We start from the raw sequence: 22,330 nt of genomic DNA, 5'->3' as shown, positions 1-22,330 counted from the left end.
TTGAGCATCTTGGCCTCTTCCTGGGCCAAAACGACAACGCGACGGGCACGATCCGTGAATCTCTCGAACATTTCACTCCTTAAACGCCGCGGCGTGGGTCGGCGTCGTTACATCGAGAATAACGCGCTCGGGCGCACAATAGTCCCCTGTTCGCCGTGGGCGTGACATCGGGGGAAACGTGCCCGGTGACGAACCCACCCCCGGTTTCACACCGGCAATGGAACACACTCGTAATCACGTTTGCATAACGCGTCCCGTGCCCTGCTTCGGTCCGTTCCCCGAAGTTGCTATTTTTCTCAAACGTCCACACAACGCCTGTTGAAACACCGTATCCGGGGGAAATACCAATGATGATAGGGACCGCTCGGTACCGCACCGCCATCCAGCGTGATGGGGTGAGCCTCGGATGAGCGCTCGAAAGTTCGCCGCCGCCACTGCCCTCGTCGTGGTGCTTGGGCTGAGTGCCTGCTCGGCAGAGCAAACCGCGTCAAGCGGGCCCTACGCGGCACAGTTTGAGCAGGCCCGCAAGGGTGCCGTCACCGACTTTCAGCGCGAGGTCCTGAAGGACAACGTCATCACCGATGATGAGTTCCGGGAGACCCGGGAGCGCTACATCCGATGCCTAGCCGACGCGGGCATCAAGGCGGTCGCCAATCCGGATGGCTCATACGACCTCGCGTCCGCGCCCTCCGCTGCCGAGGAGGTGGCCGAACGACGCTGTACAGATGAGACCACGGGATCGATCGAGGCGCTCTACAACAGCATGCGGTCCAATCCAAAAAACGAGGACCTCTCGGCGATGATCCCCGATTGCCTGCGCGCTCAGGGAGTGGTTGATGCAGCGTTCACAAATGAAAACTGGGAACAGTTTGTCCGGGCTTTTTCCACGGCTCAGAACGCCGCCAGAAACCCCGACGGCTCCTACCCGCTCAACGCCGACATTCCGAATCTCCCCACGCTTCCCGGAGGCATCGCGATGGACGACCCCCGCGTTCAGCAGTGTGGCAACAGCCCGTTGAGTAAATGAGCGGCCGCCTTCGTGTGGGCGCACTGATCGCCGTAATCGCCCTCGCCGTGGGCGCGCTGATCGGTACACTCTTTTTGCCGCCGCTGTTGCCCGTGTCGACCGCGCCCATTGCGGGGCCGCGAGCCGTGCCGGTGACGGAGCGAAGCTTTGACGGACTCCACTCGGTGGCCGCGGTGCCCGAGGTTTCCGGCGAGGTGAGGGTGCCCGTGAATGGTGCTGGCGGCACGATCACCGCATCATCCTGTGCCCCCGGCCACCAGGTCACACTGGGTGAACACGTGCTCAGCATCGATGGGATCCCGCGCATCGCCATCGTGACCACCGTGCCTCTCTGGCGAGACCTCCGCCTCGGGCTCTCCGGAACCGACGTCTCCGCGCTCCAGCAGGCCCTCAGCGATGCCGGCCAGGGCGTCGCGGTGGACGGCACCTTTGGTGCCACTACCGCCGCCGCGGTCCGCGCAGTTCAGGAAGCCTCGTCTACGGAGAAAACCGGCCAGGTTGTGCTGGATCGGGTGCAGTGGATTCCCGCCGGTATCGGGCCCATTGCCTCCTGCGAAGCCGGGGTGGGGTCCATCGTCACGGCCGGAGAAGCACTGCTCACCGTCGGCGGCGCACTCATCGGTCTGAGCGTCCCCGCGAGCCCGGCGGAGCTTCCCGAGCACGCCTACTCGGCGGCCGCGGGTACCAGCAGCGTGCCACTCTCCGCCGAGCGCAGGGTCACCGATCCCGAGCTGCTCCAGGCAGTATCGGCATCCCCTGCATTCGCCGACTGGAAGAAGGATCCGGGTCGCGGGGTATCGCTCCAGGTGCGACTGGTTGATCCGATTGCGGCCATCGGCGTTCCCCCGGCGGCGGTGGTACTCACCGACCCGACGGGGGGCTGCGTGGTTGCCGAGGATCGCACCACCGTGCCGGTCAGCGTCCTCGCGAGCGAGCTCGGCACGGTGTTTGTCGTTGCCGAGAAACCGATTACTCGGGTAATGCTTCCCGCCTCCGAGGTCATCAGCGCGTGCGAGTAGCGGCCACCGAGCTTTCGTTCGCGCACTCGGGGGCGGCACCGCTGTACTCGGGTCTCAGCTTCAGGGCGGAGGGCGGCGATCTTGTTGCGCTCACCGGCCCCTCGGGGTCGGGAAAATCCACCCTGCTCTCCCTGCTGGGTGGGTGGTTGGCACCCACGGCGGGCACCCTCGAGATTTCCGGGGATGAACGCGTCGCACTGGTGTCGCAGAACCCCCACGGGGTGCCTGGGCGCACGGCGCTCGACCACGTGTGTCTTCCTCTGGTGGCGGCCGGCATGCGACGCGATGAGGCCGTCACGGCGGCCAGGGAATATCTCTCGCTCGTGCGGCTAGAACACGTTGCCGAGAGGCCGTACCGAATGCTCTCGGGTGGTGAGCGTCAGCGGATGCTCCTGGCACGCGCCCTCGCCTCACGACCCGGCATGCTGCTGGTGGATGAGCCCACCGCTCAGCTGGATGCCGCCTCGGCACGTGAGGTGTGTGAGGTGTTGTCGAACCTGGGGCAGCGCGGCGCGCTGATCTTTATTGCCACCCACGACCATCGCGTGGTGGATGCCTGCTCGCGGGTGATCGACCTCCTCACCGTTGTCCCCCCAGCTGCGGAGGTTTCCTCGTGAGGGGCACCGAGCTGTGGCGCGAGGCCGGCCGAAACTTTAGCTCCGGTGCCTCGCGCGGTCTGATCGCCCTGATCGCGTTCCTCGCGATTGTGCTGTCGATCGGCGGGATGAGCGTTCGTTCCGTGGTGGATGTGGCCGGCACCGCCGATCGGTTCCGGCAATCCGGGGCCTCGGTGTTTCGGCTCGATGCCGTGGGGGCGATCGATCCGCGAGCCTGCGATGCCCTGAACGGGGTGGACGGTGTCGATGCGGCCGGGGCCAGCCGGGCCGGTCAGGCACTGCGCTTCGCCGCCCTGCCCGACCTCCCGACCCCGTATTTTGACGTGACTCCCGGCCTCGCCCGCCTGCTCGGGGCGGCTCCGGTGAACCCCGGAGCGGGGCTCATCGTCGACGCAAAACTCGGTATGACGCTGGGTGTGGGCACCCTCCCCACGGACACCACACTCGTGGGTGGCTCGGCCCCCGTCGCGATTGCGGCCGCCTACGACCACCCGGATGACGGACGCGATGCGACACTCAGCGGGGCCGCGTTGGGTCTGGACTCGGGCACGGAAGAGCCCTTTGATTCCTGCTGGGTACGGTTCTGGCCGCCCACCGACAACCCCCTCGAGCTACTGAGCATCGCCACCACCGAGCCGCTCTCATCCGGCGAGGCCGTCCAGTGGAACCCGAGCCTCGGGCGCAGCTACAGCCCACAGGAAGCCTTCCAGGCGTTACCCCTCATGCCGCTGACCCTGGCCGCCGCGGTCATCGCAACGGTACTGGCGCTCACCGGGGTGCGGATGCGCAGACTTGAGCTCGCATCCGCCCGACACGTGGGTGTTTCCCGCACGGATCTGGTGCGCATCGCGCTCGCGGAAACGCTGATCTGGCTGGTTCCGGCAGCAACGCTCGCGCTCACCGCGCTCGCATTCCTGGCGGCCGCGCACAATCCCGATCCGCTCCTGGCCGCATGGAGCGTGGGTGCCCGAGTGGTCGTCGCGGCCGCGGCCGCCTGGTGGCTGACCGTCGGAATCGCGACCGCGCTCATCCGCGAAACGCACCTCGTGCGGTACTTCCAGCAGCGCTAGGAGGTCTGCGCTCTCACGGAGACCCCGTGATTAGGACCGCGCGGAGTCGTCTCCGGAGGCACGTTCCTCGGCGGCGCGCTCGTCGGCAGCACGGATGGCCTCGGCACGGCGGGCGGCGGACACCTTGCGGCGCTCCGCAGCAACCTGAATGCCGATGGCCACACCGGCACCGACGAGCGCCACAAAGGAAAGCACCAGTGCGATGATCTTGGGGGTAACCTCATCGGAGAACGTGGAAAAGATGCCCGCGGCCAGGCTCACGGCGGCGAGAATCACACCGATTCTGGTGGCACGGGTCATGGGCGGGCGCGAGGGCGTCGTGTTCATTGTTCTACGGTATCAGCCGCGAGAACACCAGGAATACGGGTGGTCTGCGCTACTGCAGGGCCGAGGTCAGGCGCGCGAGGTTGTCCAGCACGGTTGAGCGCAGCGGCTGACGCTCCCACTCCTCGAGGGTCAGCTCGCGGCTCATCGCCCGGTAGTCGTCCTCAATGCCGCGCATCTCCTCCACGAACGAGGCACCGCGCACGAGCAGCGACACCTCGAGGTTCAGACCAAACGAGCGCATGTCCATGTTCGAGGAGCCGATCACGGCCACATCGTCGTCGATGGTGAAGTGCTTGGCGTGCAGAATGTACGGTGCCGGGTACATGAAGATCCGCACGCCCGCCTTCAACAGCTCCTCGTAGTAGGAGCGCTGCGCGTGGAACACGACCGCCTGGTCGCCCTCCTCGGACACAAAGAGGTCCACCGGTACGCCGCGCTGCACAGCGGTGGTGACCGCGTACATGATCGACTCATCGGGCACAAAGTACGGGCTCGTGATGACGATGCGCTTCTGCGCTGCATAAAGCAGGCCGAGGAACAGGCGCAGGTTGTTTTCACCGTCGAATCCGGGGCCGCTCGGCACCACCTGGCAGTCGAGCACGTGCGGGGTACCCTCGGGCACGGCCTCCGCCATATCGAGTCGCAGCGCGATGATCTCGCCGGTTTCGGCGTACCAGTCGGAGAGGAAGATCACGTTGAGGGCGTCCACCGTGGGGCCCACCACCCGGACCATGAGGTCCTTCCACTTGAGTCCGCGCCGCAGGTTGGTCTTCTTGAGGTAGGTGCGATCCACGAGGTTCTGCGAGCCCATGTACCCCACGCGCCCATCCACGATGAGGAGCTTGCGGTGGTTACGGAGATCGGGCCGCTGATACTTGCCACGCAGCGGCTGCACCGGCAGCATCATGTGCCACTCGGCCCCCACCTCGCGCAGACGACGCTTGGTGCGACGGAAACTCGGTGACCGCAGCGTCGCAATGTGGTCAAAGAGGACACGGACCTTGACCCCGCGGGAGACCGCGCGCCCGATGGCGTTGAAGAACTCCTCGGTCTTGGGGCTGTACGACAGGATGTAAAACTCAATGTGGATGTAGTCCACCGCGGTGTCGAGCTCGCGGGTCATCTCGGCGATCGAGCCGTCATAGTCGGCGATCAGGCGCGCGGTGTTGCCACCCAGCAGCGGGAGAGCTCCCAGGTTCGAGTTCAGCTCAACGAGGGAGTTAAACCAGGTCGGGGCGCCCGGCTGATGCTCCTGATTGGGAAGGGCCTCCACACCGGTCTTCACCGCATCGTTAATCTCCTCCTGAATCTTCCGGCGCTTACGCGGAAGCTTCGGGTTTCCAATCAGCAGGAAGATGAGCATACCCACGGCGGGCTGAATGAAGATCAGCATGAGCCAGGCGGTGCCGGCGGTGGGCTTGCGGTTGCGCGGAACAACGATGACCGCGATCACCCGGATCGTGATGTCCATGATGAGGTAGAGCACGCTCCACAGACCAAAACCACCGAGGAAGATGTCCAGGCCCACGGTGCTCCTCTCGGTCAGGCGGAAACACGGTGTCTGCCCGTGTCCGCCGAGTGAGCCCAGCTTAGCGAACCGGCACCAGCAAACGTGCGCGCTACGCCCGAGTTTCTGCCGTGTCCGTCACCGTCACCGGGGGATAGACGACGAACGGCCCCTCGCCGAAGCGAGGGACCGTTCGTAAAGCGCTGCGCGCAGCAGCTCATAAAAGCACTGCGCGCAGCAGCCGACTACTCGGGGGCCGAGGTCTTGGCCGCGGCGCTTCCCGGGCGCGGTGCGGGCGGGAGGCCGAGGCGCACGCGCTCCACCGACTCCAGCTCGGCGTACGCGGCGCGTTCGCCACGATCAGCCCGGATGATCGAGCGCACGATGGCCCAGAAGACGAGCCCAACAAGGATGGTCGGGGTGACCGACCAGAGCGCGTTTACCCAGTAATTGTCCATGATCCCTCTAGCGTACTCCGTGAAAAACTACTTGACCAGCGGGAACAGAATGGTCTCGCGGATACCGAGCCCGATGATCGCCATCATCAGGCGGTCCACGCCCATTCCCATACCGCCCGAGGGCGGCATACCGTGCTCGAGTGCCCGCAGGAAGTCCTCGTCCACGGGCATCGCCTCGTCATCACCGCGGGCCGCGAGCTTTGCCTGCTCCACGAAGCGCTCGCGCTGGATAACCGGGTCAACCAGCTCAGAGTACCCGGTGGCCAGCTCAAAGCCGCGGATGTAGAGGTCCCACTTCTCCACAACGCCCGCCTTGGTGCGGTGCTCACGCACGAGCGGTGAGGTGTCCACGGGGAAGTCCATGACGAAGGTCGGGCGGGTCAGCGACTCCTTGACGAAGTGCTCCCACAGCTCCTCCACGTACTTACCGTGGATGGGGTGAGCCACGCTCACGCCCTCGGCCTCGGCGAGGGCCTTGAGCTCCTCGATCGGGGTCTCCGGGGTGATCTCGCGCCCCGCAGCCTCGGACAGTGAAGTGTACATGTCGATGCGGTCCCAGTCGCCACCGAGGTCAAACTCGGTGCCGTCGGCCCAGGTCACCACGTGCGATCCGGCCACCGCGAGGGCGGCATTCTGGATCAGGCTCTGGGTGAGATCGGCGATAGAGTTGTAGTCGCCATAGGCCTGATAGGCCTCGACCATCGCGAACTCGGGGCTGTGGGTCGAGTCGGCACCCTCGTTACGGAAGTTGCGGTTGATCTCGAACACGCGGTCGATACCGCCAACCACCGCACGCTTGAGGTAGAGCTCGGGGGCGATCCGCAGGAACAGCTCGGTGTCAAAGGCGTTCGACTGGGTGACGAACGGACGCGCGGCGGCACCACCGTGCATCACCTGAAGCATCGGGGTCTCAACCTCGAGGAAGTTCTGGTCGGTGAAGGTCTTGCGCAGGCTGGCCATGGTGGTTGCACGGTCAACAACGGTCTTGCGTGCCTGCTCGCGGGCGATGAGGTCGAGGTAGCGTGCGCGTACCCGGCTCTCCTCGCTCAGCTCGTTGTGCAGGTTGGGCAGCGGCTGGATGGCCTTGGCGGCGATCTGCCAGTCGGTCACCATGATCGACAGCTCACCGCGGCGGCTGGAGATCACCTGACCGGAGACGAAGACGTGGTCGCCCAGGTCCACGAGGTCCTTCCAGCGGGCGAGCGATTCCTCGCCCACCTCGGCGAGGGACACCATCGCCTGGATGCGCGATCCATCGCCGGACTGCAGGCTCGCGAAGCACAGCTTGCCGGTGTTGCGGGCGTGCATGACGCGGCCGGCGATGCCGACGGTCACACCGGTCTCGGCACCGGCCTCAAGCTCGGCGTACTCGGCGCGCAGCTCGGGGATCGTGGTGGTGATCGGCACGCTCACCGGGTAGGCTCCGCCGGCGGCGTCGGTGCGTTCGGCGATCAGCCGTTCGCGCTTCGCCAGACGCACCGCCTTCTGCTCGAAAATTTCAGCATCGGTCGGGGCGGCAACGGTGGAGTCGCTCATATCGGTTTTCTCCTTGAAGACATGCGGGTACCCGTCCAGTTTAGCCGGGTGTCACACCGGCGTATGGCCAGCGCTGTGGCACGGGTGCGGATCACTCCGAAAGACCCGGCGCGCGCGGTGTCTCGCGCAGCGCGAGGTCCACCGTGCTGCGCACGAGCGAGGAGAGAAAACCACCGGGCTGCTCGATCCCGATGTTCGCGAGGATCGAGGTGGCCTGGGTCACGATCGAACGGGAGAACACCGTGGCGGTCTCGATCGCCTCGGCATAGGCGACGCGATCATCCTCGGCGACGATCACCGGTTCGGCCCCCATCTCGACCACGAGGGCCTGCCCGATGGGCTGCACCGGGGTGGGGGCGGTCACGGCCACGTAGCTCTCGGCCAGGCGCGCGAGGTCCATGCTGGTGCCGGTGAAGGCGAGCGCCGGATGCAGCGCCAGCGGAATCACCCCGCGGGCACTCGCCGGGGCCAGCACCGCGGTGCCGTACTCGGCGGCGGTGTGCAGCACGATCTGCCCGGGCTGCCAGGTGCCCGCCTCGGCGAGGCCCCCCACCAGCGCGGGCAGCTCGGCGGTGGGAACCGCGAGAATCACCAGCTCGCTGCGCTCGATAATCTCGGGAATCCCGAGAATCGGCACCCCGGGCAGGATGGCGTCGGCACGGTCTCGGCTCGCCTCGGAGATCGCCGAGATCCCGATTACCGCGTGACCGGCACCGGCGAGGGCCGCACCGAGGACCGGGCCCACCCGACCAGCACCAATAATTCCGACGCCGAGTCGACCTGCGCGCGCACTCACTTCGTGTTCTCCTGGTTCGTTTCTGCTGCGGTCTGCTCCGCTTCATCGGCGGTGGGGTATCGCTGGGCGTCAGCCGCTACCAGGGCGGCCTCCTGCTCGACTGTGGGTTCCCAGAGCCCGAGGTCGATGCGCGGTGCCTCGGGCACCGGGGCGCTCGCCCGGGCGGCGGCCCAGCGGTGTGAGGTGTCCTCGCCGATGGCCACGGTCACCGCGGCCGAAACCCGCTCGAACAGCGCCACGCTGTCCGCGGTGGACATGTGCGGAAGCTGCGGAATCACCGGGCCGGCCACGGTGTGCGCGGTCACGGTTGCGAGTCGCAGGCGGCGTTCGATCGGCCCCTGGGTGGTGTTGAGGCTCTGCAGTCTCGCGAGTGGAAGGAGGTCGAGGTGGCGCCACACCACCCCGCGGCGGAAGATCAGAAGGTCACCGGTGAGGGTGTATCCGGTGCGCTTCCAGGCGAAGGGATCCAGCCATGCCGCGCGGCGCGGGTTGCCCACAAACCCGCGCGGACGCGGTGCCTCCAGGGCATCGCCGAGGAGACCGCGCACGGGCTGGTAGAACGGCTGGTTGAGCAGCAGCCCCACCACCGCTGCGGCGTCATCAAGCCGCCCGACCGGGAGCGCCGTGGTTGCCGAACCCGCGGGGTTGAGCGCCGAGGTGCCGGCGCGGTTGATCTGCACCTGCCACCATCCAAACGGCCGCCACAGCAGGGGCTGGGTCACCCGCACCGCGTGTACGCGACCCGGAGGGACGGTGTCGTTAATGGTCGAGAGGAGCCCGGCACCGATCCGCATGCCCGCCGGGGTACTCGCCACCGAGAATCGCATGGCCTTCGCGATGCGGTTCCAGTAGTACGACACCACACCGAGGATGGTGGGCAGCAGCACAAACAGCGCCCAGAACTGACCGCGAGTGGTGAGGTAGACCACCACGCCGATGGTCACGAGGAGGATCACCGTGGACATGCTGATCACGGTGGAGAGGATCAGCCGCAGCGGCGGAACGCGCACCAGCGCACTCACCTCGTGCTGGGCGATGTCGAGCTCTGGGGCAAGCAGGTCACGGGCACGATCGGTGACCAGACGCTCCAGCTTTGACGTGCCCGGCTCGGCGCTCGCGTCGGCGTGCGCCGCGGCCTTTCGATGCTGCATGCCGGAGGCGAGGGTCAGCAGGGCCGCACGAAGCGGCTCCGCATCGCGCGCGTGAAGGTATTCGAGGTTGACGTTCGCGCCGTCCCCCGCCACCGACACCTCGAGCTTCGCCGCCGCAAAAATGCGGGCAAAGAGCGGACGAGAAATATTAACCGACTGAATGCGATCCAGCTGGGCACGACGGTGACGACGGAACAGGATGCCGCTGCGGATCTCCACCGCGTCGCTGCCGATACGGAACGTCGCCATCCGCCAGGACACGTAGAAGAACACCAGCATCAGGAGGAGAAAGAGCAGCACGCCGCCGAGGATCAGCAGGATGTTGGGCGAGTTCAGGATCGCCGTGATCGGGTCGTATTCCTCCGGCCCACCCCAGGCGGGAAGCACGAACGCGACCAGCCGCTCGCGGAAGTTTGAAATGACGATTCCGAGAATCACGAGGAACGCGACCCCGCCGCGCAGCAGCGGCGTCGCCGGATGCATGCGGTGCCACTCACCATCGGTGAGTTCGGCTACCGGGGAGGAGGGAACAAGGGGGACACCCGGCTGATCCGCGTTCGGAACGGGTTCCCGGGGAATCGGCGAAAAATCGCTGCTCACAGCCCGCTCCGGCGGCTCTCCGCCACGGCCACGAGGTGGTCGCGAAGGCGCTCGGCCTCCTCCAGTGGAAGGCCCGGGATTACGACGTTGGTGCCCACGGCTGCGGTCACAAACTTCAGCTCGGACAGCCCGAACGCGCGCGCTACCGGGCCGCGGTTGATATCAACGAGCTGCATGCGACCGTAGGGCACGGCGACGAAGCGCTGCCACATGATGCCGCGACGGAACAGGAGGTCGTCCTCGCGCAGCAGGTAGCCGATTGAGCGGGCCCGGCGCGGGATCAGGATCGCGGTAATGATGAGGATGATCAGCACCGCTCCCCCGGCGATCAGCGGCCAGGGCGTCTCATTGAGCCACCACACGAGGGCGGCGATCACGGCCACGATGAGCATCGTGACGCCGTTGCCGATCTGCTCAATCACCGCATACTTCGGCGAGATCCGCTGCCACTGTCCGAGGGGGTAGTCGAGTTCGAGGGCGCCGCGGTCGTCCGGTGCCGCCGGGGCCGCAGCCGGGTGTGTGTGCTCCGCAGTTGCGGGGTCCGTGGCGCTCGGCACGCCTGAAACCTCGGCGCTTTCCGAGACAGGCGGGACGGACTCGTCAGGCTGACGGGGAGGCTGCTCCGGGTAGGTCATCGTCGGTATCCTCCGGCAGGGTGCACAGGTGTTCGGCGATCAGGCCGCCCGCGCACAGGATCAGGGCGCCCACGGTGGCGGCCACCACGGGTCCCCACGAGTTTAGCGCGGGACCGACGGCGCGGCTCAGCAGGAACCCCAGAAGACCGAGCCCGATACCGCACAGCAGCGCGCCGGTGACGGCCTCGGCCTTGGCGAGTACCAGGATCCGCATCGCGTAGAACGAGTCGACCGGGCGACGCGGGGTGGCCCGTACGGCCCGGTAGATGCGGGCGGCGAGGAACACGGTGATGCCGGCGATCAGGATCAGCGTGATCGGGAGCGACACCGCGGGGTTCAGCAGCGGACGGCCGATCCCGGCGAGGGTGAGGTTCGTCAGCGCGCCGATTGCGGCACCCACCACGAGGATGCCGAAGAGCGAACCGATCGAGGTGCGCTTCACGGGGTGCCCGTTTCGCTCGCGGGGCCCTGCGTCGCACGCAGCTCGGCGAGAAGTTCGGCCACGGAGCCGTATCCGGGCAGGAACGCCTGAGCGTCGAGCTCGTGCCAGGGGCCCAGCACGAAGTCACGTTCGGCTGCCCGCGGATGCGGAATGGTGAGCGCGGGGGTGTCGATGGCGAGGTCACCATAGGTGATGATGTCGATATCGAGGGTGCGATCGCCCCAGCGTTCGAGCCGCTCACGCCCGTGGGCGCGCTCAATCTCGGCACCGACGGCCAGGAGGTCTCGCGGGCTCAGGGTGGTTGAGAGGGTGGCTACGGCGTTGAGGTAGCCGGGTGCTTCCGGATCGGGGCCGTTGAGTTTCACGGCCACCGAGTTGATCACCGGGGAGAGCGAGACGTCGTCGATTCCGGAGTGCTCGCCCAGCTCACGCACCGCGGCCTCGAGGGTCTCCGCACGGGCTCCCAGGTTCGCGCCAAGCGCCAGCACCACGCTCACCGGTGTCTTCGGGGCTCGTCCAGCGGCCTCCTCATCGGCGGCCAGGCGCTCGAGGCGAGCCTGGGCGTTCCGTGAGGGCGGCGTGACGCGGGGACGCGGCAGAGGATTCATCGGGAGCGCTCGATGGTGACGGCCACATCGCCGAAGGGGACGGAGATGGGGGCGTCGGGTTTGTGCACGGTTGCACGAACGCGCTCGGCCGCGGGGAAGCTGAGGGCCACGGCGGCCACACGCTCGGCCACGGTCTCGATGAGGTCTACGGGGTTGGCGGCTACCGCGGCCACCACGGCCTCGGCGAGCTCGCCGTAGTGCACGGTCGCGGCAAGGTCGTCGCTGCCGGCCGCGGGGTGCATGTCGAGCCACACCACGAGGTCGATCAGGAAGTCCTGCCCCTGCTCGCGCTCAAAGTCGAACACACCGTGGTGCGCGCGTACGCGCAGCCCGGTCAGGGTGATGAAGTCGTTGGCAGCCACGGGCCTAGTCTACGGGGCACACAAACCACCCCGCCAGACGACCGACGGCCCCGCCCCATCCGTTGACTGACGGGCACGGGGCCGCACTGGTTGTTATGCCTAGCGCGTGCGCTGCGGGAGGCGACGACGCATGAGCACGCCCGCACCACCCAGCATCAGCAGTACCGCCGCCCAGGCGGCCACGAAGGGCTCCGGGCCGGTCTTTGCCAGTCCGGTGACACTCTCCGGGGCGGCCGCGGGGGTGGCCGGGGTTGCAACGTCGGTAGGGGTGGACGGGGTGGAGGGCTCGACCGGGGCGGTCGGCTCCGTCGGCTCGACCGGAGTTGTCGGGTCAACCGGAGTTGTCGGGTCAACCGGAGTCGTTGGATCAACCGGAGTCGTCGGGTCAACCGGATTTGTGGGCTCAACCGGCTTCACGCTCGGCTCCACAACCTCAAACGTGGATTTCACGACGGTCAGCACACCGGCGATATCCTGGGTCACCTCAAGCGTGTGCGTTCCCGGGGCGAGCGGAGGCAGCGAAACGGAGAACTCCCCCGAACCGTCATCGTACCCAGGACCCGGGACCCGGGACCCGGCGGAAAATCATCGGTGTTTTGCGTAGTGTTCGTCAACAACACCCCGTCCAGGCGCGCTGCCAGCTTGCTATCGCGGGAGGCGCGCCCGCTCGCCTCGGTGGGAGTGCTGCCAACCTGAAACTCGGCGCCGTTTTCAGGAGACTGCAGCAAGAGATCCGAAGGCTCATAGTCGAATGTGAATGTCGTCTCGGGCCAGTGAACGCCATTGACGAAGACCGACGCTTGAATATTAACCTGGCCAGGCTTGAGTGGCTCAGTCAAATCGTATGCCCAAAAGTAGGTGTCTCCGACAAGCTCAACTTGGCCGTTTATGTCGCCGGATAACGTCAAAATACCGAGATCGTTCCAGCGCACACCATGCATCCCCCAGAGACGCGAAGGTGCCGCACGGATAACCTCACCCGGGTACTCTAGGTAAACGTTTCCATCAGTCGGAAAATATGGAGGTTCGACCCACCTGGAGGGCCCGAATCCGAGTTGGTGAATGACGCTTATACGAGTATCAGCGCTCGGTCTATCAGCCGTTGTGGCGGCCGGAATGGCAGTCGCCGACACACCCGTGCCCATAAGCGCAGCCAGCGCGACAACCGCGCCGAGCGCGGTTCTCTTTCTCAGCATAAAAGTGATTCCCCCTAGTTCGAGTGCACCCCGCGCGCACAGCGGCAGGCCGATACGTTTCTTCCCGTTTGAGAGGCTCCGTCAGAGTAACAATCCCCACGAACCGGTGAGGACCATCTCCCAGCACCCGAGGGCAAATCGGCCAATCTCACTCAGATCTAGAGCAGGAAACCAGCGCTTACCTGCGGCTAAACCCGTTCACGCGATGTGCCACACCAGCGTGTATCTGACGCCTCGCATGGTTGGTAGAGCGAGAGGGCTCGCACAGGAGTCACGGCGGATGGCTTCCCCGCCACACGGCTGTCCACCACGCAGACCTCAGCCCCGATCCTCGCCGGAATCGACGGGAAGCGGGACCGAGGCGTGAGGAATTCGATTCCTCGGCGAGCAGGCTAGCTAGCCGTTGCGCTGGCCGAAGCGACGCTTCGCGAGTACGGCGCCACCGCCCAGCAGCAGGATCAGGGCACCGGCCCACACCGCGAGCAGGGGGTCGGTTCCGGTGGCCGGCAGGTTGCCACCGGGAGTGATCACGCCGGCCGGGCCGGTGGGATTCACCACGGGGGCCGCCAGGATGTCAAAGGTGGACGTGGAAACGCTGCGTTCCCCCGCAATCACCTGGGTAACCTCGATTTTGTGCGAACCCACGGCTACCGTGGGGAGATCAAACGAGAAGGCGACGGTGGCCTGCCCCGCACGCGCGGCGGGTTCGGTGGTCTGAGTCGCGCTCAGCGCGACACCGTTCAGGGTTGCCGTCACCTCTGCACCCGGTACGACACGGCCGGTCACAACGGTGGGCTCGCTTCCCACCGCGAACGTGGCCCCATCAGCGGGAGACTCGATCACCGGTGCCTCGATGGCGTACTCAAACGAGAGGGTCGCGATCGGGGAAACCTCGGTACCCACCGACTGGGTGGCACTGATGGAGATCGCACCGAATGCGAGTTCCTCGGTGACCGGGATGCTCCAGGAGCCATCCGCCGCAACGACCGCGGTGCCGGCAACATCGCCGGTGAGGTTTACCGTGGCCCCGGGGAAACCGGTACCGGTGATCACCGTCGGGGCGGAGTGCACGAGCCCGTCGAGGGGATCAAAGCCCACCGGGGCAAGCACGATGGTGGCCGAACCGACCGCCGCCTCGGAGCGGTTGAAGCCGTCCCTCTCCTGAACGGTGAAGTCCACCCGTCCGAGCGAGCTACCCGCCGGCAGGCTCCAGCGTCCGGAGGCGTCAGCCACCACCTCGGCTGCGGACCCGTTCACGGTCACAACCACCGTGGCACCCGGCGAGGCGGTACCGGTGAGTGCGCCGTTAGACGGAACCTCGGCACCGGACCCGGTGGTGATGGTCGGGGTCGGGAGGGCGAGCATGACCGTGTACCCCGGCGTGAGCTTCAGCGCAGAGACGAGATCGGTGCTGACCGAGAAGTTGATCGAGTCGATACCTCCACTGACGACGCCAACCGCGGTTTGCCCCTGAAAGACGGCACCTCCGGAGTCACCGCTGCGAATCCGGAGACCCTCGTTTGCGAAGCCGTACACGGTTTTCCCACTCACGGTAAACCAGCCCAAATCATAGGACGAGTTGACCGAGGTGGTCAGGCCGGTGGTGCGGCCAGACTTACTGATCGGCTACCCCTGTTTGACCGTGCCGACCGCCGTTATCGGAGTGGTGCTCAGGGAGAGATCATCGGTTGCCGCGGTGGTCCAATCCGTTACCGCGGGCTTCGGAGCCCCGGCAGAAACGTCAATCACCGCAATATCGGTGGAGTTTGCGTCTTCCTGACCCACGACCCCGCCGAGCCCGCCAAACTGCGAGAAGGCGAAGCTCCCGAACGGGCTCGAAGCCCAGACGCCGCCCTCGTCCCCCTGACCCGCGCCGGGGTCGGTCGAGGGCTGGCTGAGGTACGTCTGTGTGCCGGCACCCGGGGAGGTATCGCAGTGCCCCGCGGAGATCACGGCGGGCGCACCGGCGGCGTTCCAGGCGGAAAACCCAATCGAGCAGGCGTACGCGCTGGCTCCGACCCGGGAGAGAATCCCCGCGCCACCCACGATGTCCGTCGCGGCATACGCCGAAATGGGTTCCGGAAGCTTCTTGATCTCTACCCCGCTGGGCACGCTGAACGCGCGCGAAACCTGCGGCGACGTGCACACCACCGTCTTCCCCTGGGCATTCTTGGCGACACCCTCGATACCGGGCCGAGAGAGAAGCTCCTGCGCGTACGCGTCGAAGTCCTGCCCCTCCCCCGGTGCGGCGGCTGCCGGAACGGCCGCCCCGAGCCCGACGCCGATCAGGCCGGCCAGCGCTATGGCCGTGCCAAATGCGGTTGTTTTTCGCAACACGATTTTTGGTTTCTCCCCCCCCCAATTGTGCGCGTGAGGCTCGGCGTTTCCACACCGAAACCCGTCGTCCCCGGTCGGGGCGATTGGGCCAGAGTAACAGCGCAAAACCCGGCCCCGAACGCCTACATTTGTTATCGAACCGGCGCGATGTGAGAGCAAACAACTCGCGGATCAGCATCAGGATCAGGATCAGGAACAGGAGCCGAGCGAGGAGAAAAAATCTCAGGTTTTTTGAGAACGGTCGCTAAGCGGACAGCGCAGGACACCGCAGAACACCTGACGGAGACGAGGGCCCACCGGGGCGCTAGCCGCGCAGGTGCTCCCAAACGTCGAGTGCCCGTGCGCTCGCGGCGGGCTCGTGCACGCGGAGGCCCCACACTCCGGCATCTGCCACCAGGGCCGACAGCACCGCGGTGGGGAGGTCGCGCTCGCGCACGTCGGTGTCCTCGGGCAGCAGCTCACCGAGGAAACGCTTGCGGCTCGCGCCGATCAGCAGGGGGAAACCCAGCGCGCTCAGGCGGTCCAGGCCGCGGAGGATCTCCCAGTTGTGCTCGGCGGTCTTGGAAAACCCCAGGCCCGGATCGAGGATGATGCGCGAATCGGGAATCCCCGCTGCGCGGGCTGCCGCGACGATGCCCTCGAGTTCGGCAACCACCTCGGCAACCGGGTCGTCATAGTGCGCGAGGCTGTCACCCGCGTCGAGCCGGCCGCGCCAGTGCCCGGCGATCAGGATCGCCGACTCGGAAGCGGCCACAACCCCTAACAGCTCGGGATCCGACTGCCCGCCAGACACGTCGTTCACGTAGAGCGCGCCCTCTGCCACGGCTATGCGTGCGGTCTCGGCGTTCATCGTGTCGATCGAGGTGGTGATGCCCTCGGCATGGAGGGCGGCGATTGCCGGACGGATCCGCGCGATCTCCTCATCCACCCCCACGATCTCGGCACCGGGCCGGGTGGATTCCCCACCCACATCGACGATCGCCGCGCCGGCGGCGACCAGTGCGCGGCCGCGGGCGATGGCGTCCTCGGGCGCGAGGTAGCGGCCGCCGTCGCTGAAGGAATCGGGGGTGACGTTCAGCACCCCCATCAGCAGCGGCCTGGCGGGCGGCCTAGCGGTCATGGGTGCCGCCGATCAGGGCGAACACCTCGCCCCGACGCAGCGGGTCGGAGAGCTCGCCCCGGCTCGCCATCGTCACGGTGCTGGAGGCCACCTGGCGCGGGCCGCGAGCGGAGACGCAGCCGTGCTTGGCCTCCATCACGACGAGCGCACCTCGGGCGGCCAGGCCGGTGAACAGGGTGTCGGCGATCTCGTCGGTCAGTCGCTCCTGCAGCTGCGGACGTGACGCGAGGGTGTCCACCACCCGCGGCAGCGCGCCGAGCCCCACCACGGTTTCACCGGGAAGGTACGCGACGTGGGCTACCCCGATGAAGGGCAGCAGGTGGTGCTCACAGATCGAGCGGAACTCGATATCGCGCAGCAGCACGATCTCCCCGGGGCCGGAGGTCTCGTGCTCGCCGTCGGCGGAGTCCAGCGGCACGGTGTTGCTCAGAAGCGCGCGGGCGTCTACGCCGATACCGGAGAAGTATTCGGCGTAGGCCTCGGCCACCCGGCGCGGGGTGTCGAGCATGCCCGGACGGGCGGGGTCCTCACCGATCGCTTCGATCAGTTCGGACACCGCCCGCATAATGCGTTCGCGATCCACTGCCATTCGGTTAGGACTCCGGGGTCGAATCGGTGGGCTTGTCGGCCGGCTTGTCGGCCGGCTTGTCGGCCGGCTTTTCGGCCACGTCATCCGCGGCGTCAGCCTGAAGCTCCGCCGGGCTCTCCTCGACCGGAAGCACGGTGGCCGAAGCCACAGCCCCGTCGGTCAGGTCGGGCTGGATCGGGACCGAGGTGATCGGCATCTCGATGGGCGGCAGGTCGCTGACCGGGCGGTCGGCACTCGAGAGCCACTGCGGGCGCTCGTCGAGCTTCTTGACGTCCTTGAAGATCTCAGCCAGCTGGTTGTGGTCCAGGGTTTCCTTTTCCAGCAGCTCGCGAGCCAGGCGATCCAGGATGTCGCGGTTGGCGTTCAGCACCTTCCAGGCGTCATCGTGGGCCTGCTCCACCAGGGCACGAACCTGCTCGTCGACCTGCTCGGCGAGACGGTCGGAGTAGTCGCGCTGCGAACCCATGTCGCGGCCGAGGAACATCTCACCGCTGGAGGCACCCAGCTTGACCGCACCGATATCGGCGCTCATGCCGTATTCGGTCACCATCTTGCGGGCGATCGAGGTGGCCTTTTCGATGTCGTTGGAGGCACCGGTGGTGGGGTCGTGGAACACGATCTCCTCGGCCACCCGGCCACCCATCGCGTACGCCAGCTGGTCGAGCAGCTCGTTGCGGGTCACCGAGTACTTGTCCTCGAGCGGGAGCACCATCGTGTAACCGAGGGCGCGGCCGCGCGGGAGGATGGTGACCTTGGTCACCGGGTCGGAGTTGCGCATCGAGGCGGCGGCGAGGGCGTGACCACCCTCGTGGTAGGCGGTGATGAGCTTCTCGCGGTCGTTCATCACGCGGGTACGGCGCTGCGGGCCGGCGATCACGCGGTCGATGGCCTCATCGAGCGCGCGGTTGTCGATCAGCTGCGCGTTAGAGCGCGCGGTAAGCAGGGCGGCCTCGTTGAGGACGTTGGCAAGATCGGCACCGGTGAACCCGGGGGTCTTGCGGGCAACAACCTCGAGGTCGACGTTCTTCGAGAGCGGCTTGCCCTTTCCGTGCACCTCGAGGATCTTGCGACGGCCGGGCAGATCGGGCGCATCCACGCCGATCTGGCGGTCGAAGCGGCCCGGACGCAGCAGCGCGGGGTCGAGGATGTCGGGACGGTTGGTGGCCGCGATCAGGATCACGTTGGTCTTGGGGTCGAAGCCATCCATCTCCACCAGGAGCTGGTTCAGGGTCTGCTCACGCTCATCGTGACCACCGCCCATTCCCGCACCACGGTGACGACCGACGGCGTCGATCTCGTCCACAAAGATGATGGCCGGGGAGTTTTCCTTGGCCTGCTGGAACAGGTCGCGCACGCGGCTTGCACCCACACCCACGAACATCTCGACGAAGTCCGAACCGGAGATCGAGTAGAAGGGCACGCCGGCCTCACCGGCCACGGCGCGAGCGAGCAGGGTCTTACCGGTTCCGGGAGGGCCGTACAGCAGCACGCCCTTCGGGATACGGGCACCGACGGCCTGGAACTTCGCGGGCTCCTTCAGGAACTCCTTGATCTCGTTGAGCTCCTCGAGCGCCTCATCGCTTCCGGCGACGTCGTCGAAGGTCACCTGCGGCGACTCCTTTGAGACGAGCTTCGCCTTCGACTTACCGAACGACATCATCTTGTTGCCGCCGCCCTGCATGTTGGACAGCAGGAACCAGAACACCACACCGATGATCAGGAACGGGATGAGGAACTGCAGCAGCGAGCCAATCCAACTCGGCTGCGGCACCTTATCGGTGAAGCCATCGGACGGCTTGGACTCATTGATGGCCTCGATCACCTCGCCGGCACGGGCGTCCAGGAAGTTGAACTGCACGCGGGTGCCGTTGTCCTTGAACGCCTCCTTGAGTTCGAGGTCGGCGCGGTTTTCACCGGCGGTCAGGGTAACGTCCTTGACCTTGCCATCCTTGATCAGGGAGATGCCCTGCTCGGTGGTGATTTCACGGAAGCCGTTGAGCCCGGCGATCAGGTTAAAACCGATCAGAAAGACGATGATGGCAACAATGATGTAGGGCAGTGGACCCTTGAAGAGGCGACTTGGTTTCATGTGCGTGCGAGCGGTCGCTCGGACCTTTCTTCGGATGAGGCCGGGACGGACCCAGCGGTCCGTACTGTTTAGGGTAGTCGCTACGAACGAAACTCCGCCGTATGTTCGCCAGGGGATGAACGTTGCGCGCGTTCCCAGCTGCCGCGAGGGATGCTCCGAGAATACACACAGACCCCGCGAGGGTCACTCGCGGGGTCGTGGGCTAGCTCGAGGGCTGATCGATCGTATTATGCGTAAACGTGCGGTGCGAGAACCGCCACGTCGCGCAGGTTGCGGTAGCGCTCGGCGAAGTCGAGGCCGTAACCCACCACGAAGTCGTTGGGGATGTCGAAGCCCACGTAGCGGCAGTCGATCTCGACCTTGGCAGCCTCGGGCTTACGCAGCAGGGCGCACACCTCGATCGAGGCGGCACCGCGGGCGGCGAAGTTGTCGAGCAGCCAGGAGAGCGTCAGACCGGAGTCGATGATGTCCTCCACGATCAGCACGTGACGGCCGGCGATGTCGGTGTCGAGGTCCTTACGAATCTGCACCACGCCGCTCGACTTGGTCGATGCGCCATAGGAGGACACCGCCATCCAGTCGATCTGCACGTGCTGGGTCAGCGCGCGGGAGAGGTCGGCCATCACCATCACGGCACCCTTGAGTACGCCCACAAGGAGGAGGTCCTTGCCCGCGTAGTCGGCGTCGATCTGAGCGGCAAGCTCGCGCAGTTTGTTGTTGATTTGCTCCTCGGTGACGAGGATTTCGGTCAGATCATTGCGGATGTCGCTGGATTCCATGAATCAAGTCTACGTGCTGCCACCGGTGGGTTGACGACCGTTTGCTATTTGATCGCGTCGGCGGCGGTAAACACGATCAGCCCGTTCTCCCGGTGGACGCGAATCCCCGGCACGTCGAGCGGTCCCTGTCCGCGCCAGCGCGTCACCAGCTCGGCAATTTCGAGGGTGTGGCTGCGCTCGAGCGACACCCCAAACTCGCCGTGCGCCACCAACCGGATAATGCGGTTACGCAGCGCGGCGGGGTTCGCCGCCAACGCCTGCACCGAGACCGCGATGCCCGCCTCGGCGTGCTCCACGATCTCCTCGATGAACTCCTCGATCATATCGTCAAACGCGTCGGCGTCCTCGCGGGCCTGATCGGCGGTGCGGGCGAGCGCGCGAACGATGCCCGGCCCCAGCTCGGCCTCGAGTAGCGGGAGCACCGTCTCGCGCACACGCACGCGTGCGTAAGAGTGGTCAAAGTTGTGCGGATCGATCCAGGGCGTGTGCTCCCGAGCTGCGCAGGAGGCCACCGTGTCGTGGCGATCGATACCGAGGAGCGGCCGCGCGAAGATTCCCGAACGCGGTGCCATGCCAGCGAGGCTGCGGGCACCGGATCCACGGGCGAGACCGAGCAGCACCGTTTCGGCCTGATCGTCACGGGTATGACCGAGCAAAACCGTGTCCGCGCCCTGCTCGGCCGCGATCTCACGCAGTGCCACATAGCGTGCCTCGCGAGCCGCGGCCTCGGGGCCACCCTCGGAGCCGACACTCACGCGACGCACGACAACGGGGTCGAGCCCCAGCCCGCGAGCGACCTCGGCGGCGCGCTCCGCGACCACGGCGGAACCATCCTGTAGGCCGTGATCGATCACGATGGCGCCGGCCGGAATGTCCGCGGCCCGCGCCTCAAACGCGAGGGCATCGGCGAGGGCCAGGGAATCCGGCCCGCCGCTGAGCGCCACAAACACCGGCGCGGGCGTCGCGTTCTCAGCCGCGGCGGGGCGTTCGGAGAGGGCGGATCGGACGGCGCTACGAATGCGCGCGCTCGCGGCATCCAAACCGGGGCGACGGGGTGCTTGTGTGTTCTCGGGCATCAAGTAACGTTATTACAGACTTTGCCATTTCAGATCAGTTCTAACTAAGGAGAACAAGCATGGCTACTTACGACGTCGTCGTAGAGATCCCCAAGGGCAGCCGCAACAAGTATGAGGTTGACCACGAGACCGGTCGCGTCTACCTGGACCGCGTGCTGTTCACCACCTTCGTGTACCCCACCGACTACGGCTACTTCGAGAACACCCTGGGCCTCGACGGCGACCCCGTTGACGCACTCGTGCTGCTCGAGTACCCGGTCTTCCCGGGTGTCGGTGTCAAGGTTCGCCCCGTCGGCGTCCTGAACATGTCCGATGAGGCCGGTTCGGACGCCAAGGTTCTGGTTGTCCCCGCCAAGGACCCGCGCTGGGCCCACATCCAGGACATCTCGGATGTTGACGAGCAGACCAAGAACGAGATCGAGCACTTCTTCACCCGCTACAAGGACCTCGAGCCCGGCAAGTGGGTCAAGGTTGATGGTTGGGCCGATGCCGCGACCGCTGAGCAGATCGTCACCGACGGTTTCGCCGCGTTTGAGGCCGAGGGCAAGCACTAGTCACTCCCTCTCAAACGGCGGCCCGGAGATTTCCGGGCCGCCGTTTCGCGCATTCGGGGCGACTTCCCGGCGCTTTCCGGTCGATTCCCTCGGTAAACGACTGAGCCCTGCCCGCGTTTAGCGCCATTTTTCGGGCCTCCGCCACGCCGAAACCGGGAATGCCGCCACGCCGAATGACCGGGCATTTCACCAAATCGGACGCGCCCGGGGCGACCTCGATTTTTCTGTGAGAGGATTATGCCCATATACTGATTTCAGGCAAGAGCGCGGGAAACGAAATCCGAAAGGAAATCATCTCAAACTCCGGCCTGTTACTTCGGTAGCCGAGGTCTTCGAACCTCACGGCCCCATCGTTTAGCGGCCTAGGACGCCGCCCTTTCACGGCGGTAGCACGGGTTCGAATCCCGTTGGGGTCACCACTACCAAGTAATGCAG

The 22,330-nt window shown here is 66.2% G+C and carries 23 protein-coding genes and 1 tRNA gene; 6 read left to right on the top strand and 18 right to left on the bottom strand.

All coding sequences use genetic code 11. The features are described from left to right. Window positions 1-406 precede the first annotated feature (406 nt). Genes D9V32_RS15975 through D9V32_RS15960 form a run of 4 tightly spaced genes read left to right on the top strand, consistent with a single transcriptional unit; the run spans window position 407 to window position 3,733 of the window. Window positions 407-1,027 (top strand): hypothetical protein, encoded by a 621-nt coding sequence (locus D9V32_RS15975; protein WP_121649908.1) that lies wholly within the window; start codon window positions 407-409, stop codon window positions 1,025-1,027. Further along, a complete protein-coding gene (locus tag D9V32_RS15970) occupies window positions 1,024-2,046 on the top strand; it encodes a peptidoglycan-binding domain-containing protein (RefSeq protein ID WP_121649907.1) in 1,023 nt (340 codons plus the stop codon). Before D9V32_RS15975 ends, D9V32_RS15970 begins: the two co-directional genes overlap by 4 nt. Further along, window positions 2,037-2,663: an ABC transporter ATP-binding protein gene (locus D9V32_RS15965; protein ID WP_183086371.1), complete on the top strand. Its 627-nt coding sequence runs from the start codon at window positions 2,037-2,039 to the stop codon at window positions 2,661-2,663. The genes D9V32_RS15970 and D9V32_RS15965 overlap by 10 nt, the downstream gene beginning before the upstream one ends. Beyond that, complete coding sequence (locus tag D9V32_RS15960) at window positions 2,660-3,733, top strand: hypothetical protein (RefSeq protein WP_121649905.1); 1,074 nt, start codon at window positions 2,660-2,662, stop codon at window positions 3,731-3,733. The genes D9V32_RS15965 and D9V32_RS15960 overlap by 4 nt, the downstream gene beginning before the upstream one ends. A 30-nt stretch (window positions 3,734-3,763) precedes the next feature. On the opposite strand, the gene D9V32_RS15955 is transcribed toward D9V32_RS15960, so the two are convergent. The 18 genes from D9V32_RS15955 to tilS form a co-directional block, all read right to left on the bottom strand. After that, entirely contained in the window at window positions 3,764-4,060 is a 297-nt protein-coding gene (locus D9V32_RS15955) for a hypothetical protein (protein WP_147440517.1), read from the bottom strand. 49 nt (window positions 4,061-4,109) lie between these two features. Further along, window positions 4,110-5,531 (bottom strand): cardiolipin synthase, encoded by a 1,422-nt coding sequence (gene cls / locus D9V32_RS15950; protein WP_121649909.1) that lies wholly within the window; start codon window positions 5,529-5,531, stop codon window positions 4,110-4,112. A gap of 281 nt (window positions 5,532-5,812) precedes the next feature. Next, complete coding sequence (locus tag D9V32_RS15945) at window positions 5,813-6,025, bottom strand: hypothetical protein (protein WP_121649903.1); 213 nt, start codon at window positions 6,023-6,025, stop codon at window positions 5,813-5,815. A gap of 27 nt (window positions 6,026-6,052) precedes the next feature. Continuing rightward, on the bottom strand, window positions 6,053-7,561 hold the full coding sequence (gene lysS, locus D9V32_RS15940; protein WP_121649902.1) for a lysine--tRNA ligase: 1,509 nt from the start codon (window positions 7,559-7,561) through the stop codon (window positions 6,053-6,055). A gap of 91 nt (window positions 7,562-7,652) precedes the next feature. Further along, a complete protein-coding gene (locus tag D9V32_RS15935; protein ID WP_121649901.1) occupies window positions 7,653-8,357 on the bottom strand; it encodes a DUF2520 domain-containing protein in 705 nt (234 codons plus the stop codon). Continuing rightward, window positions 8,354-10,108, bottom strand: a complete 1,755-nt coding sequence (locus D9V32_RS15930; protein WP_121649900.1) for a PH domain-containing protein — start codon at window positions 10,106-10,108, stop codon at window positions 8,354-8,356. The genes D9V32_RS15935 and D9V32_RS15930 overlap by 4 nt, the downstream gene beginning before the upstream one ends. Beyond that, window positions 10,105-10,665, bottom strand: a complete 561-nt coding sequence (locus tag D9V32_RS15925) for a PH domain-containing protein (protein ID WP_245982374.1) — start codon at window positions 10,663-10,665, stop codon at window positions 10,105-10,107. The genes D9V32_RS15930 and D9V32_RS15925 overlap by 4 nt, the downstream gene beginning before the upstream one ends. 43 nt (window positions 10,666-10,708) lie before the next feature. Next, window positions 10,709-11,185, bottom strand: a complete 477-nt coding sequence (locus tag D9V32_RS15920; RefSeq protein WP_183086370.1) for a DUF3180 family protein — start codon at window positions 11,183-11,185, stop codon at window positions 10,709-10,711. Further along, window positions 11,182-11,793, bottom strand: coding sequence for a 2-amino-4-hydroxy-6-hydroxymethyldihydropteridine diphosphokinase (gene folK, locus D9V32_RS15915; RefSeq protein WP_121649897.1), 612 nt, complete (start codon window positions 11,791-11,793; stop codon window positions 11,182-11,184). Before folK ends, D9V32_RS15920 begins: the two co-directional genes overlap by 4 nt. Next, complete coding sequence (gene folB, locus D9V32_RS15910) at window positions 11,790-12,155, bottom strand: dihydroneopterin aldolase (protein WP_121649896.1); 366 nt, start codon at window positions 12,153-12,155, stop codon at window positions 11,790-11,792. The genes folK and folB overlap by 4 nt, the downstream gene beginning before the upstream one ends. 99 nt (window positions 12,156-12,254) lie before the next feature. Beyond that, the gene (locus tag D9V32_RS16410; RefSeq protein WP_220700726.1) at window positions 12,255-12,638 is read right to left on the bottom strand and encodes a hypothetical protein; all 384 of its coding nucleotides are present in this window, start codon (window positions 12,636-12,638) and stop codon (window positions 12,255-12,257) included. Between the two features lie 1,109 nt (window positions 12,639-13,747). After that, entirely contained in the window at window positions 13,748-14,902 is a 1,155-nt protein-coding gene (locus D9V32_RS15900; RefSeq protein WP_147440516.1) for an Ig-like domain-containing protein, read from the bottom strand. A gap of 75 nt (window positions 14,903-14,977) precedes the next feature. Then, window positions 14,978-15,688 (bottom strand): chymotrypsin family serine protease, encoded by a 711-nt coding sequence (locus tag D9V32_RS15895; RefSeq protein ID WP_147440515.1) that lies wholly within the window; start codon window positions 15,686-15,688, stop codon window positions 14,978-14,980. 304 nt (window positions 15,689-15,992) lie between these two features. After that, on the bottom strand, window positions 15,993-16,808 hold the full coding sequence (gene folP, locus D9V32_RS15890; RefSeq protein WP_121649893.1) for a dihydropteroate synthase: 816 nt from the start codon (window positions 16,806-16,808) through the stop codon (window positions 15,993-15,995). Continuing rightward, window positions 16,798-17,397, bottom strand: coding sequence for a GTP cyclohydrolase I (folE, locus tag D9V32_RS15885; RefSeq protein ID WP_121649892.1), 600 nt, complete (start codon window positions 17,395-17,397; stop codon window positions 16,798-16,800). The genes folP and folE overlap by 11 nt, the downstream gene beginning before the upstream one ends. 4 nt (window positions 17,398-17,401) lie before the next feature. Further along, complete coding sequence (gene ftsH, locus D9V32_RS15880; protein ID WP_121649891.1) at window positions 17,402-19,486, bottom strand: ATP-dependent zinc metalloprotease FtsH; 2,085 nt, start codon at window positions 19,484-19,486, stop codon at window positions 17,402-17,404. 227 nt (window positions 19,487-19,713) lie between these two features. Then, window positions 19,714-20,265 carry a hypoxanthine phosphoribosyltransferase gene (hpt, locus tag D9V32_RS15875; RefSeq protein WP_121649890.1) on the bottom strand — a complete coding sequence of 184 codons (552 nt, stop codon included), beginning with the start codon at window positions 20,263-20,265 and terminating at the stop codon, window positions 19,714-19,716. Window positions 20,266-20,309: 44 nt separating this feature from the next. Further along, window positions 20,310-21,341, bottom strand: coding sequence for a tRNA lysidine(34) synthetase TilS (gene tilS / locus D9V32_RS15870; protein WP_121649889.1), 1,032 nt, complete (start codon window positions 21,339-21,341; stop codon window positions 20,310-20,312). Window positions 21,342-21,400: 59 nt separating this feature from the next. Between tilS and D9V32_RS15865 the strand changes: the two genes are divergently transcribed. Together D9V32_RS15865 and D9V32_RS15860 are read left to right on the top strand one after the other, a co-directional pair. After that, entirely contained in the window at window positions 21,401-21,895 is a 495-nt protein-coding gene (locus tag D9V32_RS15865) for an inorganic diphosphatase (RefSeq protein ID WP_030147921.1), read from the top strand. A gap of 343 nt (window positions 21,896-22,238) precedes the next feature. After that, window positions 22,239-22,314: transfer RNA gene (locus tag D9V32_RS15860), tRNA-Glu, on the top strand. Window positions 22,315-22,330: the final 16 nt, after the last annotated feature.

Source organism: Mycetocola tolaasinivorans, from assembly GCF_003667565.1.
In the GTDB taxonomy this organism is placed as follows: domain Bacteria; phylum Actinomycetota; class Actinomycetes; order Actinomycetales; family Microbacteriaceae; genus Mycetocola; species Mycetocola tolaasinivorans.
The sequence above is the reverse complement of the archived record's forward strand: the minus strand, read 5'-3'. Positions and strand labels throughout refer to the sequence as shown.